General features: G+C 64.4%; 14 protein-coding genes. 1 reads left to right on the top strand and 13 read right to left on the bottom strand.

Annotated elements, in window-relative coordinates; translation table 11 throughout:
• Nucleotides 1-74 precede the first annotated feature (74 nt).
• From BerOc1_RS15175 to BerOc1_RS15115, 13 genes are all read right to left on the bottom strand, one after another.
• Nucleotides 75-782: an ABC transporter ATP-binding protein gene (locus BerOc1_RS15175; RefSeq protein WP_071546496.1), complete on the bottom strand. Its 708-nt coding sequence runs from the start codon at nt 780-782 to the stop codon at nt 75-77.
• A gap of 1 nt (nt 783) precedes the next feature.
• Complete coding sequence (locus BerOc1_RS15170; RefSeq protein ID WP_071546495.1) at nt 784-1578, bottom strand: ABC transporter ATP-binding protein; 795 nt, start codon at nt 1576-1578, stop codon at nt 784-786.
• Nucleotides 1571-2836, bottom strand: a complete 1266-nt coding sequence (gene livM, locus BerOc1_RS15165) for a high-affinity branched-chain amino acid ABC transporter permease LivM (RefSeq protein ID WP_071547147.1) — start codon at nt 2834-2836, stop codon at nt 1571-1573. Before livM ends, BerOc1_RS15170 begins: the two co-directional genes overlap by 8 nt.
• A gap of 69 nt (nt 2837-2905) precedes the next feature.
• The gene (locus BerOc1_RS15160) at nt 2906-3808 is read right to left on the bottom strand and encodes a branched-chain amino acid ABC transporter permease (RefSeq protein ID WP_071546494.1); all 903 of its coding nucleotides are present in this window, start codon (nt 3806-3808) and stop codon (nt 2906-2908) included.
• 82 nt (nt 3809-3890) lie between these two features.
• On the bottom strand, nt 3891-5066 hold the full coding sequence (locus tag BerOc1_RS15155) for a branched-chain amino acid ABC transporter substrate-binding protein (RefSeq protein ID WP_071546493.1): 1176 nt from the start codon (nt 5064-5066) through the stop codon (nt 3891-3893).
• A gap of 182 nt (nt 5067-5248) precedes the next feature.
• Complete coding sequence (locus tag BerOc1_RS15150; RefSeq protein WP_071546492.1) at nt 5249-5860, bottom strand: tetratricopeptide repeat protein; 612 nt, start codon at nt 5858-5860, stop codon at nt 5249-5251.
• Nucleotides 5850-5996 (bottom strand): CcmD family protein, encoded by a 147-nt coding sequence (locus BerOc1_RS15145; protein WP_014323935.1) that lies wholly within the window; start codon nt 5994-5996, stop codon nt 5850-5852. Before BerOc1_RS15145 ends, BerOc1_RS15150 begins: the two co-directional genes overlap by 11 nt.
• Nucleotides 5997-6024: 28 nt before the next feature.
• Complete coding sequence (locus tag BerOc1_RS15140) at nt 6025-6687, bottom strand: cytochrome c biogenesis protein (RefSeq protein ID WP_071546491.1); 663 nt, start codon at nt 6685-6687, stop codon at nt 6025-6027.
• Between the two features lie 2 nt (nt 6688-6689).
• On the bottom strand, nt 6690-7367 hold the full coding sequence (locus BerOc1_RS15135) for a heme exporter protein CcmB (protein WP_071546490.1): 678 nt from the start codon (nt 7365-7367) through the stop codon (nt 6690-6692).
• On the bottom strand, nt 7361-8026 hold the full coding sequence (locus BerOc1_RS15130; protein ID WP_071546489.1) for an ABC transporter ATP-binding protein: 666 nt from the start codon (nt 8024-8026) through the stop codon (nt 7361-7363). Before BerOc1_RS15130 ends, BerOc1_RS15135 begins: the two co-directional genes overlap by 7 nt.
• Nucleotides 8026-9924 carry a heme lyase CcmF/NrfE family subunit gene (locus BerOc1_RS15125; protein WP_071546488.1) on the bottom strand — a complete coding sequence of 633 codons (1899 nt, stop codon included), beginning with the start codon at nt 9922-9924 and terminating at the stop codon, nt 8026-8028. The genes BerOc1_RS15130 and BerOc1_RS15125 overlap by 1 nt, the downstream gene beginning before the upstream one ends.
• A 130-nt stretch (nt 9925-10054) precedes the next feature.
• Nucleotides 10055-10495 carry a cytochrome c maturation protein CcmE gene (locus BerOc1_RS15120; RefSeq protein WP_071546487.1) on the bottom strand — a complete coding sequence of 147 codons (441 nt, stop codon included), beginning with the start codon at nt 10493-10495 and terminating at the stop codon, nt 10055-10057.
• Between the two features lie 20 nt (nt 10496-10515).
• A complete protein-coding gene (locus BerOc1_RS15115; RefSeq protein WP_071546486.1) occupies nt 10516-11577 on the bottom strand; it encodes a hemolysin family protein in 1062 nt (353 codons plus the stop codon).
• Nucleotides 11578-11708: 131 nt separating this feature from the next.
• Here BerOc1_RS15115 and BerOc1_RS15110 point away from each other — a divergent pair, with 131 nt between their 5' ends.
• The gene (locus tag BerOc1_RS15110) at nt 11709-12719 is read left to right on the top strand and encodes a glycosyltransferase family 9 protein (RefSeq protein ID WP_071546485.1); all 1011 of its coding nucleotides are present in this window, start codon (nt 11709-11711) and stop codon (nt 12717-12719) included.
• Nucleotides 12720-12731 lie beyond the last annotated feature (12 nt).

The raw sequence follows: 12731 nt of genomic DNA, 5'->3' as shown, positions 1-12731 counted from the left end.
GTCATTCCTCCAGAGCGTTTTTGCTAACCATATATGACGAGGCCGAGCGTAGCGCCCGGCCTCGGTGTTTTCCATTATAGACCCAGGTAGGCCCGTTTCACCTGCTCGTTCGCGAGCAGTTTGTCGCAGGAGTCCGAAAGGACGACCCTCCCGTTTTCCATGACGTACCCCCGGTGGCCGATCTTGAGCGCCAGATTGGCGTTCTGCTCCACCAGGAAGATGGTCGTGTTGTTCTCGCTGTTGACCTTCTTGATGATCTCGAAGATCTGCTTGACCACCAGCGGGGCCAGCCCCATGGACGGCTCGTCCAGAAGCAGAAGCGCGGGCCGGGCCATGAGCGCGCGGCCGATGGCCAGCATCTGCTGCTCGCCGCCGGACAGGGTACCGCCCTGCTGCCTGCGCCGCCGGGCCAGGATGGGAAAGAGGTCGAAGCAGTACTCCATGTCCCGCTTGATCTCGGCCTTGTTGGAGCGCATGAACGCGCCCATGTCCAGGTTCTCCTGGACGGTCAGTTCCGGAAAGATCAGGCGTCCTTCGGGCACCTGGCAGATGCCCTGCCGGACGATGGCGTTGGGCGCGAGCCTGGTGATCTCCTCGTCCTGGTACAGGACCTGGCCCTGTCGGGCCTGGACCACGCCGCAGATGGTCATCAGCGTGGTGGACTTGCCCGCTCCGTTGGCCCCGATCAGGGTGATGATCTCGCCCCGGTCGACATGCAGGTTGACGTCGTACAGGGCCTGGATGTTTCCGTAAAAACTGTTGACGTTTTTCAGTTCGAGCATCCTAGTCATCGTGTTCCTCCCCGAGGTAGGCCTTGATGACCTCCGGATTCGCCGCGATCTCCTCGGGCGTGCCGTCCGCGATCATGCGTCCGTAGTCCAGGACGTAGATGCGGTCGGACATGGACATGACCATCTTCATGTCATGCTCGATGAGCATGATCGAGATGCCGTACTTTTCGCGGATGCTGACGATCAGTTCCTCCAGGTCCCGGGTCTCCTGGGGATTCATGCCCGCGGCGGGCTCGTCCAGGAGCAGGAGGAACGGGTCCGTGGCCAGGGCGCGGGCGATCTCGAGCCGGCGCTGCTTGCCGTAGGGCATGTTCATGGCCAGCTCGTTGACGAACTCCTTGAGCCCGACCAGCTCCAGCAGGTCGTAGGCCTTCCGGATGACCGCCTGCTCTTCGCGGCGGGTGGCCCCGTTGCGGGAGATGGCTCCCCAGATGGAGGACTTCGTCCGGCAGTGGGTGCCGATCATGACGTTTTCCAGCGCGGTCATGGACGGGAACAGGCGGATGTTCTGGAAGGTCCGGGCCATGCCCAGTTCGGTCACGATGTTGGGCTTTTTGCCGTTGATGCGCCGGGTCTTGCCTTTGGCCTCGGGATCGATGATCACGTCGCCGCTGGTCGGCGTGTAGATGCCGGTGATGCAGTTGAAGAAGGTGGTCTTGCCCGCCCCGTTGGGGCCGATGAGGGCGACGATCTCCTTGTCGTTGACCACCAGATCGACCTCGTCCAGGGCGCGGATGCCGCCGAAGTCCTTGCTCACGGCGTTGACGTTCAGGACAGGATTACTCATGGACGGCCTCCGCCTCTGCGGCCTTGTACTCGTAGACCTTGCGCTTGGCGCTGATCAGTCCCTGAGGCCGGAAAACCATGACCAGGACCATAATGGACCCGAACAGGAGCATGCGGAACTGGGCGAACTCGCGCAGGTACTCGGGCACCAGGATGAGGATGACGGCCCCGGCGATGACGCCCCGGATGGAGCCCATGCCGCCAATGACCACGATGGACAGGATGATGGCCGATTCCCAGAAGGTGAACGAGGCCGGATTGATGAAGGTCGTCTTGGCCGCGAAGACCACCCCGGCCATGCCGGCCCAGGTGGCGCCCAGGGCAAAGGCCATGAGCTTGGTCTTCATCTTGTCGATACCCATGGCCTGGCAGGCGATCTCGTCCTCGCGCAGGGCGAGCCAGGCGCGCCCGATGCGGGAGTTCTGCAACCGGTTGACGCAGAAGATGGTCAGGACCATCAGGGCGACCATGATGTAGAACATGTACTGGGTGGACCCGACCACGCCGAGCTTGACGCCGAACAGCCCCGGCCTGGCGATGGAGGAGATGCCCGAGGGACCCATGGTCACGTCGCCCCAGTTCTCGAGCACCAGCCGGATGATCTCGCCGAAGCCCAGGGTGACGATGGCCAGATAGTCGCCGCGCAGCCGCAGGACCGGGAAGCCGAGGAGGATGCCGAGGATCGCCCCGAGCACCGCGCCCACCGGGAGCATGTACCAGAAGCCGATGTTCCAGTGCATGTTGCACAGGGCGTAGGCGTAGGCGCCCACGGCGTAGAAGGCCACGTAGCCCAGGTCGAGCAGACCGGCCAGGCCGACCACGATGTTCAGTCCCAGTCCGAGCACGATGTAGACCAGGCAGGAGATCATGATGTTGGTCTGGTAGAGGTCGAAGACCCAGGGATAGACCGCGGCGGCCAGGGCCAGCAGGCCCAGGGCGGTGAATTTGAAGATCGGGTGCGACTGCAGTTGGGTCAGCAGGGACTCCACCCTGGTCTCGTTGCGGGTGTCGTCCTTCTTGAGTTCCTTGCGCGCCAGCAGCCAGCGCCAGACAAAGGAGCCGAAAAAGATGGCCAGGGCCACGTACCCGATCCTGCTCCAGTGCCAGACCACCGTGTTCTCGATGGTGTTCACCCGGATGACCATGATCGGGAAGGTCAGGAAGACGAACCACAGGGCCACCAGCAGCGACTTTCTGACCGCGTGGGCGTAGCCGTCGCACCCTGCGGTCAAAAAGAACCTGATGAAGCTCTGGTTCATGGTTTTGCTATCGATGCTCACTGTATATTCCTTCACGGTGAGCGGCCGCGAGGGCCGCGATGATCCCGGTTAGACCTTCTGGGTCTTTTCCTTGCCCATGATGCCCGACGGCCTGAAGATCAGGATGAGGACGAGCAGCAGGAAGGCGAAAACGTCCTCGTAGTCCGAGGAGACGTAGCCGGTGGCGAACGCCTCGGTCAGGCCGAGGACCAGGCCCCCGAGCATGGCCCCGGGCAGGGAGCCGATGCCGCCGAGCACCGCGGCGGTGAACGCCTTGATGCCCGCGATGAAGCCTATGTAGTAGTTGATCTGGCCGATGTGCGAGGCGATGAGCACGCCGCCCACGGCCGCCAGGCTGGAGCCGATGACGAAGGTGGCGGAGATGACCATGTCCACGTTGATGCCCACCAGCATGGCCATCTTGCGGTTCTGGGCCGTGGCCCGCATGGCCTTGCCCAGCTTGGTGAACTTGATGAACAGGGTCAGTCCCACGCAGGAGGCGACGGTGGCCAGGATGATGACCAGCTCGGCCGAGCTCATGATCGAGCCCATCTTTTCCATGAAGGCGAAATGCGGGATGAGTTCGGGAAAGGGCAGGAAGTCCGAGGTCTGGGCGAGCATGACGTAGTTCTGCAGGAAGATCGACATGCCGATGGCGGAGATGAGCGGGGACAGCCTGGGGGCGTTGCGCAGCGGCTTGTAGGCCATCTTCTCGATGGTGAACCCGTAGGCCGCGGCCCAGATGACCGCGCACACGATGGCGATGACCAGGATGGCGTACCCCGGGAAGCCCAGCATGGTCAGCAGCCCGGCCACGATGAGCCCGGTGAAGGCCCCGATCATGTAGATCTCGCCGTGGGCGAAGTTGATCAGCTCAATGATGCCGTAGACCATGGTGTAGCCCAGCGCGATCAGAGCGTAGATGCTGCCTCGGGTGAGCCCACCCATGAACAGCTCAAGGAAATATTCCATTGTCGTGATCCCTGTTCATTAAATAAATCCAGGGGACGGGCTTTGGCCCGTCCCCTGGTCTAATCCGTTCGGAAGCCTATATCTACTTGACTTCCGCGTACTTGCCGTCTTTCACCTGGTAGACGGCGAAACCGACGCCCTCGGCGTCGCCCTTGGCGTCGAACTTGATCTTGCCGACCGGAGTCTCGACATAGGAGGTGTGCAGGGCATCGATCATCTTGTCGTAATCGGTGCCGCCGGCGACCTTGACCGCGTTCAGCAGGGCCAGGGCCGCGGAGTAGGCCTCGGGGAAGAACGGGCCGGGATCGGTGCCGAACTTGGCCTTGTGGGCGGCCACGGCCTCCTGGTACAGGGGATTGGCGGAGAAATCCATGGGACCGGTGGCGTAGACGCCCTCGGCGTACTTGCCGGCGACCTTGATGAAGGTGTCGTCCTTCACGCCGTCATCCGACATGAAAGGAATGTCCATGTCCTTCTTGCGCATGCCGGTGACGATCTTGGAGGCCTCCGGATGGTAGCCGCCGAAGATGACGCCCTCGGCGCCGGAGCTCTTGATCTTCTGGACCACGGCGGAGTAGTCCACGGCGCCGGGGGTCACGCCCTCGAACAGGACCTGCTCGATGTCCGGGTCGGCATCGATGAACTGCTTGCAGAAGGAGGCGAAGCCCTTGCCGTAGTCACCCTTGTCGTGGATGATGGCGACCTTCTTCAGGCCCAGCGACTTGGCGAAGGCGACTTCCAGGGCGGCCTGGGCGTCGTCCGGAGCGATGGTCCGGAAAAAGTTGGGGTACTCGCCGGACTGGGTCAGCGGCGGGTTGGTGGCGGACGGGGACATGAGCACGATCTTGCCGGACAGGTAGATGGGCAGCGCGGCCTTGGTGGCGCCGGAGCAGATGTGGCCGAGCACGATCTTCACGTCGTCGGAGAGCAGCTTGGTGGCGACGTTGGTGGCCAGTTCGGGCTTGCACTGGTCGTCCTGGGGCACGACCTCGACCATGGCGCCGTTCACGCCGCCGGCGGCGTTGATCTTCTCGGCCACCAGCTTGGCGGCGTTGACCGTGGGCAGGCCATAGGAGGCCAGGTCGCCGGAGTGGGCGCCGGCAACGCCGAGGACGAGTTTGGCCGGAGCGGCGACCTCGCCGGTCTCCACGTCGGCCTTCTTGTCGTTCTTCTCATCCTTTTTCGCTTCGCCGCCGCAGGCCGCCAGCATGGCCGCCATGACGAGACACAGAGCAATCAGACTCAGTTTGACTCTCATGCTACCTCTCCTCGAAATGTATAAGGGTTCGTACCACTCAATGTGTTTACCAGCAGGCCGCCGGAAATACCGTCTCCGGCGGATAAAGCCACGGAATGTGACATTGTAGTTATTTTCAGGTTCTTGTCAATCATATCCGGGGCTGTGTTGCGGAACTCAACAGTCTTGAATGATTGACGATCTTATTTCCCCAACTCCTCGCGGGCCAGCTTGAGCATTTCCGCATCTTGTTTTTCCAAAGCCAGGACCTTTTCGAAGTATGTTTGGGCAATGTCCGGTTTTTTGAAATAATGCTTGTTAATCACGCCCAAATTGAAAAGCGCGAGGGTGTCCTGCGGGTCGACCTTGAGGATGGTCTCGTACGCCTCGCTCGCCTTGGCGTACTCCTCCTTGTTGAAATAGGCGATGCCCACGGCCTTGAGCACCGTGGCGTCATCCGGCCTGAGGCTGCGGGCCTTTTCCAGGGGCTCCAGGGCGCGGTCCCAGGCGCGCATCATCAAAAACGAGTTGCCCAGCCCGACCAGGGCCTCCACATCCTCGGGATTCCCCTTGACCCGCTCCATGTACTCCTTGACCCGGGACATGGCCCCGTTCATGGCTCCGCCCATGGCGGGCGCGCCCTGGCCGCCCCGCTCTCCGCCTTCCTCGGCGAAGCTGCGCGGGGCCTGGGACTTCACGAACAGATTGGGGTTGTTCATGCGGTACAGGAAGCTGGTCGCGAACATGGCCGCCAGGGCCAGGAACACGGCCAGGACGACGGCCTTGCGGCCGAACGGGACGCGGCTATCCGTCATGGTCGTCCCCCAGCAGTTCCAGTTGGCGGATGCGCTTTTCCAGACCGGCGGAGCGCGAGGCCAGGAAGGCGAGATATCCGGCCACGCCGAGCCAGACAGCCACGTTGGCTATGAAAATATAGACGGTTGCGGACATGGTGTATCCTCTCGTTTTGCTTACGATGTTATTCCTCGTCCCAGACGAGCATGGCCTCGAGCCGGGCCTTCTGACCGAGCTGGCGGATGCGCGTCAGGAGCATGGCGCCCCAAAGCAGCCCGAAGGCGAAGAGCCCGGCGAAAACCGTATGCCACATGCGCGCCTCCATGCCCGAGCCCTGGCGGGCCAGGCCGTCGGGATGGGCGCTGCCCCAGAGCTTGGCCGCGAAGAAGACCAGCGGCACGTCCAGGAAGGCGACAATGCCGAGCACGGCGCAGACCAGGGCCTTGCGGTCGCGGCCCATGGGGGTGCCGCGCAGGACCAGATATCCGGCGTAGACGTACCACATGATCAGGGCGGTGGTCAGCTTCGGGTCCCACAGCCACCAGTGGCCCCACTCGGCCCGGGCCCAGGTGGATCCGGAGATCAGGGTCATGGTCGCGAAGAGCACGCCCAGCTCCCCGGCTCCGGCCGCCACCCTGTCGTACCGGTCGTCGCGCGAGAACAGGTAGAGGATGGAGGCCACGAAGACCACGAAAAAGGAGACCAGGGCCCACCAGGAGCACGGCAGGTGCATGTAGAAGATTTTCTGCACGGGCCCGGACTGGGCGATGGGCGCGTAGAACCAGATCATGGCCTGATGCGCCACCAGCGCGATGCCCGCCAGGATGGCCAGGATGGAAACTTTCATAACTACTCTTCCCCACTATAGACGAACGGGAACAGGAACAGCCCGGCCCCGCCGAACAGACAGTCGAAGGCGAAAATCAGGCCCAGCCACTGGCCGTAGCCCATGGTGTGCTCCGGCGAGAAGCACAGGCCGAACAGGGTGATGCCGGACAGGAGCACGGGCAGCAGCAAGGGGAACACGATGACCGAGAGCAGCGACTCGCGGGCCGCCTGGCCCTGGGAGAGCGCCCCAAGCAACGCGCCGATGATGACCAGCCCGAGGTCCGCGCCCAACAGCGTGACCCAGAGCAGCCACCACGGGCCGTGGACCGACTGGCCCAGAAAGGCCGCCGTGGCGGGCAGAAACACCAGTTGCGAGACGAACAGCAGGCCGAACCCGGCCAGCCCCTTGCCCAGCCAGACCGCGTGCACCGGGGCGGGCGAGGACAGGATGCCGATGCGCGCGCCGTTCATCTCCTCGATGGCGAACAGGTCGTTGAAGACAAGGACCAGGCCGAAGGCCGAGGCCAGCCAGAAGATGGCGCCCGCAGCCTGGGGCGAGATGGCCCCGCCCAGTGGCTTGGACAGCGAAAACAGGAAGATCAGCAACAGGCCGAGCAGGACCGCCTGAACCAGTCCCTGGCCCCCGGACAGGGAAAGCTTGAGGTCCTTTTTGGCCATGACCAGGGTGCGCTTCAGCATGCGCCCTCCGGGGTGAAGTCCGAGGCCGGGCCGAAATATTCCACCCTGCGTCCCCCCAGTGCCAGGACCGTGTCGGCCAGGGCCGCGTCCTCGGCCACATGGTGGCTGATCCAGACGATGGCCGTGCCGTGGTCGCGCAGCCCGGCGATCTCTGCGCGCAGCCGCTTCAGCGAGGCCGGGTCCAGGCCGGTGCCGGGTTCGTCGAGAAAGATGAGCTTGGGGTCCGCCTGGTAGACGCGCGCCAGGTTCAGCCGCTGGGCCATGCCGCGCGAGAACGCTCCGGCCTTTTCCTCGGCCGCCCGCTCCAGCCCCACCCGCTTGAGCAGGGCCATGAGCTCGTCCCGGGTCGGCGACAGGCCGTACATGGACGCCCAGAAGCGCAGGTTCTCCAGGGCGGTCAACCCGGGATAGATGAAGGTGGCGTGACCCAGATAGGCCGTCTCCTCGGGCTCGAGCCCGCGCAGGACCTCGCCCGCCGACGGCTTGCTCAGTCCGGCCATGATGCGCATGAGCGTGGACTTGCCCGCGCCGTTGGGACCGGCCACCAGCAGAATCTCGCCGGAACGGACCTCGCAGGAGATCTCCTTGAAGACGAGCTTGCTGCCGAAGAACTTGGCCGCCCGCCTGACGGTCAGCAGGGGTTTGCCCGGTCCCGCCATTACCTGACCTCGCCGGGCCTGGGCGTGCGCTTGAGCAGCAGGAAGGCGAGCAGGCACATGATCGTCCCGCCGATCCATATCCAGTTGACCAGCGGATTGACGCTGATCTTGAAGCTCGCCTTGTTGTCCTCGGTCAGGCCGAGCAGCGTGGCGTAGAGCTCGTCGCCGAGGCTCGGGATGGTGCCCACCTCGGCGAACTGCTGGTTGGGGAAGTTTTTGTACATGCGCTTGTCGGGCTGGAGCACGCCCACGTCCCGGCCGTCCTTGGTGACCGCCAGGGTGGCCGTGGCCCGGACCTCTATGTCGCCCACGTTGCGGTCCTCGCGCAATCCCGCGTAGGTCACGGTGAACTCGCCGATGGACACGGATTCCCCCTGGGCAAGAACCACCTCGCGCTCGGTCTTGTACGGCCCGGAAAAGGCCACGCCCAGCGCCAGGAGCACCAGGCCGAGGTGCACGCCGTAGGCCCCCCAGGACTGGCGCATGGCGCGCACGGCCGGGTACAGGGCGAAGAGCAGGCCGATGCCGGCCAGGGCTGCCACCGAAGCGGCGGCGGTCAGGGCGGCCAGCACGTTGGTCACGCCCGACAGGTAGAACGCGGCGAACGCGACCACCAGCACGGCGCTGACCGCGATGAACCCTTTCTTGTCGCGGATGCCGCCCTTCCAGCCCAGCCAGGGACAGAAGCAGAAGAGCAGCACCAGCAGGGCCATGAACGGCAGGCAGACGCGATTGTAGAAGTGGGCGTCCAGCCCCATGGGCGAGGCGGTCCACAACCGGCTGATGACCGGCCACATGGTCCCCAGGGTGACCACCAGTCCCAGGGCCAGGAGGAACCAGGCCGTGATGACCAGCAGTCCCTGGCGGCTCAGGAAATCGGACAGGGTGCGGTGGGTCGGCCGCTCGGACAGGAAGGTGACCATCAGGGTGACGACCAGAGTCGCGACCATGGACCAGAACAGGGGCTGGGCCACGCCGGACGCGCCGAAGGTGTGCAGGGAGTCGATCACGCCGGAGCGGGTCAGATAGGTGGAGAAGATGCACAGGATGAAGGTCAGGGACATCAGGAAGACGTTGGTTCGCTGCAGGGCGTTGCGCCGCGATTCGATGATCGACGTGTGCAACACGGCGGTGCCCGCGAACCAGGGGATCAGGGAGGCGTTCTCCACCGGGTCCCAGGCCCAGTAGCCGCCCCAGCCGAGCTCCATGTAGGACCACCAGCCGCCCAGGACGATGCCCGCGGTCAAAAAGACCCAGGACAGGACGTTCCAGTTGCGGACCACCTTGATCCACGACTTCTTCTCCCCGGCGATGCTCGAGGCCAGGGCCGCGCAGGCCGGGATGGTATACAGGGCGAAGCCCATGAACAAGAGCGGCGGATGGAAGATCATGCCCGGGTTGCGCAGCAGCGGATTCAGGCCGCGCCCGTCGCCCGGGGCCGGGACGATCTCGATGAACGGGTTGGACCAGCCTGTGAGCAGGAGCAGGAAGAAGCCCTGCACGGTCAGGAAGAACATCCAGAAGAAGAGCTTGGTGTCCGAACCGAGCGACCGGTAGCCGGGCGTGACCATGAAGATCATGCCGGACAGGGCGATGATCAGCTCCCAGCACAGCAGCGACCCTTCGCGGCCGCCCCACAGGGCGGTCAGGGTGTAGACGAAGGACAGGGCGTTGTCCACGTTGTTGTAGACGTAGCGGAAGGAATAGTCCCTGGCGGTCAGGGCGAACAGCAGGACGAGCGTGGAAAAGATAACGCCGCAGGCGGCGATGAACTGCCCCCGCTCCACCACGGTCAGCGCCTCGCCCTTGCGGGTCCAGGCGGCGAAACCGGCGAAACCGGCGAGGAAGAGGAAGGCGAGCAGGGAAAAGAGTAAACCGACGTATCCGGTCAGATGCATACAGGCTCCTTACGACAAATTCGACGAGCGGGGAAAGGGGTCGTCGCCCCCTGGCCCGCGATCGTGTCCGGCGGGTTCAACGGCGATAGAGGGGAAAGGACCGGGGCGCAATGATGTGAAAAAAAATTCACTAACCGGCCTGCCCCTGCTGCATGTCCATCTGCTTGCTCTTCTCCTCGTACTTGGAGGGACACTTGGTCACCAGGGTCCGGGCCAGAAAGACCTGCCCGTCCGGGGAGAACTTCCCCTCCACGATGACCTCGACGTCCGCCTTGAAGGTGTCCGGCAGCGCACCCTTGTATTCCACCCGCAGGGTCTTGTCGTGCCGCATCTTGTCCACCAGGTCGAAGTCGGCGCCGAGCTTGCCGTCGGCGATGGCCAGCCGCGCGGGCGAGACCTTGCCGAACAGCCGGGCGTTGCCGATTTCGGCCCGGTCCTGGGCCAGGGCCTCGGTCACGTTCAGGAAGTAGACCGAATCCTGGGTCAGGCCGGAAAAGATGAGGTAGGAAAGGCCGCCCAGGAAGAGCACCAGGGCGACGGCGTACACGGTTTTGTTGGACTTCTTGGCCATATGGTTCCTTGCGCCGAGCGCTATTCTTTCTCGTCCCCGCCGGTGGACCCGTTGCGGGCGCGGGTCAATTCGTCCCGCTGGGTGCGGGCGAGTTCCCGCATATCGACCACCTGATCGGTCTCGTCAACTATTTCACTGCCCAAAATTTCCTCGAGCACGTCCTCCAGGGTGACCACCCCGGCCACTCCGCCGTACTCGTCCAGGACCACGGCCAGGTGCATGCGGCTGCCCAGGAACTGCACCAGCAGCTTGTCCAGGGTGACGGACTCCAGGACGAAACGCACCGGGCGCATGATGTCCGACAGCTTGAGCTCGTCCCGGTCGTCGGCCAGGGCCTCGAGCACCAACCGCCGGTAGACCACGCCCACGATGTCCTCGGTATCCTCCTCGTACACCGGGATGCGGCTGTGCGGCCAGTTGGGATGCTCCTCCCTGGCCTGGGCCACGGTCATGTCCGCGGGCAGCGAAAAGACCACGGTCCTCGGGGTCATGATCTGCTCCGCTGTCTTGGAGTCCAGGGAGAGGATGTTCCGGATGGAGGTCTCCTCGTACTGCTTGATCACCCCGGAACGGCGGGTCAGGCTGACGATGGCCCGGATGTCGTCCTCGGTGTGGTCCGGCTTAGACTCCCTGTGACTGACCGCCCTGGACAGCACGCCCATGATGGCGATGACCGGCTTGAACAGCCAGACCATGCCCTTGAGCGGCCGGGACAGGGGCGGCGCGATCACGTCCGAATAGAGCACGCCCAGGGTCTTGGGCATGATCTCCGTGAAGATGAGAATAATTACTGTAAAGCCCACTGTAAAGAGCCAAAGCGTGTCTTCGCCGTAGAGCTTGGCCCAGGCCCAGCCCGCCACGGCGGCTCCGGCGGTGTGCGCGCAGGTGTTCAGGGTCAGGATGGCGGTGATGGGCTCGTCGATCTTGGAGCGCAGCTTGTGGAGCAGAACCGCGGACTTGCGGCCGCTGTCCTTGAGCTTCTGGATGTCGGCCCAGCTCATGGAATAGAGCGCAGCTTCGGCCACGGAGCAGAATGCGGACACAAAGACGGCCACGCCGACGGCGAGTATGAGTTCAACCATGGGTTCTTTTCACTTCCTGGAAACGAGAGGAACGAACACGATGCATTTCTGTTGGATGTAGCAGATGCCACGGACCTGCGCAACACGCAACAGGCTTGACTTCCAAGGCGATTGAGGCGAACAGGACGGGCATGAATTCGAGTGCAGCCGAACAGCCCGCCGTGGTCTTCCGCCTGGGGCACATGGGCGACGTGGTCCTGGCCACCGGCGTCCTGTCCCACTGGCACGAGCGGACCGGGCGGACCTTCGTCTTCGCTACCAGGGAGGCCAACCTGCCCCTGCTCGCCAACCACCCGGCCTTGGCCGGGACCATCGGCCTGGCCAAGGCCGACCTGACCGACGCGGGCTGGCTGCGCAGGACCGGCGAACTGGCCCGACAATACGCCGGGAGCACGCTCGTGGACCTGCACGGCACTCTGCGCTCGCGTATCCTGGCCCTGCGCTGGAAGGGGCGTGTCCGCCGCTACCCAAAGTTCGGCCTGACCCGCCGCCTGTTCGAGCGTACCCGCTCGGACCGTTTCCGCATCAGGCTCGAGGCCCTGAACGTGCCCCAACGGTACGCCCTGGCCCTGGACCGGAGCGCACCCGAACGCGAGGCCGTGCTGCCGCGCATCTTTCTGACCGAAGACGAAACGCGGGCCGCCGAACGGCACCTGTCCCCGATCTCCTGCCAGGGGCCGCGCGTGGCCCTGCACCCCTACGCCACCCACCCGTCCAAGCAGTGGCCCGCCGAGAACTGGATCCGGCTGGCCGCCCTGCTCGACGCCGAGGGTGTCAACTGGTTCGTGGTGGGAAGAAACGAGACGCCGCTGACCAGCGGCCACGAGCACGACCTGACCAACAAGACCGACCTGCGCGAGACCTGCGGACTGCTCGGGCGGGCCGACCTGCTGGTCACCGGCGATTCCGGCCCCATGCACCTGGCCTGCGGCGTGGGCACCCCGGTGGTCGCACTGTTCGGACCCACGGCCCGCGCCTGGGGATTCTATCCGGCGGGCAAGAAGGACGTGGTCCTGGAACGGGACCTGCCCTGCCGCCCCTGCTCCCTGCACGGGGCCAGACAGTGCGTTCGCGGCTTTGAATGCATGACCGAGACCACGCCCGAAACGGTCATGGACGCGGTCCGGGCCTCCCTGGCCTGATTTCCCCGGCCT

Origin of the sequence: Pseudodesulfovibrio hydrargyri (assembly GCF_001874525.1) — a bacterium.
GTDB classification, from domain to species: Bacteria; Desulfobacterota; Desulfovibrionia; order Desulfovibrionales; family Desulfovibrionaceae; genus Pseudodesulfovibrio; species Pseudodesulfovibrio hydrargyri.
This window is presented reverse-complemented; position numbering and strand designations above follow the sequence as displayed.

Excerpts from the sequence above, each read along its gene's own strand:
- BerOc1_RS15130 (WP_071546489.1), bottom strand. The coding sequence starts at position 8,026 with ATGGCGGGACCGGGCAAACCCCTGCTGACCGTCAGGCGGGCGGCCAAG.
- BerOc1_RS15160 (WP_071546494.1), bottom strand. The coding sequence starts at position 3,808 with ATGGAATATTTCCTTGAGCTGTTCATGGGTGGGCTCACCCGAGGCAGC.
- BerOc1_RS15150 (WP_071546492.1), bottom strand. The coding sequence starts at position 5,860 with ATGACGGATAGCCGCGTCCCGTTCGGCCGCAAGGCCGTCGTCCTGGCC.
- BerOc1_RS15155 (WP_071546493.1), bottom strand. The coding sequence starts at position 5,066 with ATGAGAGTCAAACTGAGTCTGATTGCTCTGTGTCTCGTCATGGCGGCC.
- BerOc1_RS15145 (WP_014323935.1), bottom strand. The coding sequence starts at position 5,996 with ATGTCCGCAACCGTCTATATTTTCATAGCCAACGTGGCTGTCTGGCTC.
- BerOc1_RS15110 (WP_071546485.1), top strand. The coding sequence starts at position 11,709 with ATGAATTCGAGTGCAGCCGAACAGCCCGCCGTGGTCTTCCGCCTGGGG.
- livM (WP_071547147.1), bottom strand. The coding sequence starts at position 2,836 with ATGAACCAGAGCTTCATCAGGTTCTTTTTGACCGCAGGGTGCGACGGC.
- BerOc1_RS15175 (WP_071546496.1), bottom strand. The coding sequence starts at position 782 with ATGCTCGAACTGAAAAACGTCAACAGTTTTTACGGAAACATCCAGGCC.
- BerOc1_RS15170 (WP_071546495.1), bottom strand. The coding sequence starts at position 1,578 with ATGAGTAATCCTGTCCTGAACGTCAACGCCGTGAGCAAGGACTTCGGC.
- BerOc1_RS15120 (WP_071546487.1), bottom strand. The coding sequence starts at position 10,495 with ATGGCCAAGAAGTCCAACAAAACCGTGTACGCCGTCGCCCTGGTGCTC.
- BerOc1_RS15135 (WP_071546490.1), bottom strand. The coding sequence starts at position 7,367 with ATGCTGAAGCGCACCCTGGTCATGGCCAAAAAGGACCTCAAGCTTTCC.
- BerOc1_RS15115 (WP_071546486.1), bottom strand. The coding sequence starts at position 11,577 with ATGGTTGAACTCATACTCGCCGTCGGCGTGGCCGTCTTTGTGTCCGCA.
- BerOc1_RS15140 (WP_071546491.1), bottom strand. The coding sequence starts at position 6,687 with ATGAAAGTTTCCATCCTGGCCATCCTGGCGGGCATCGCGCTGGTGGCG.
- BerOc1_RS15125 (WP_071546488.1), bottom strand. The coding sequence starts at position 9,924 with ATGCATCTGACCGGATACGTCGGTTTACTCTTTTCCCTGCTCGCCTTC.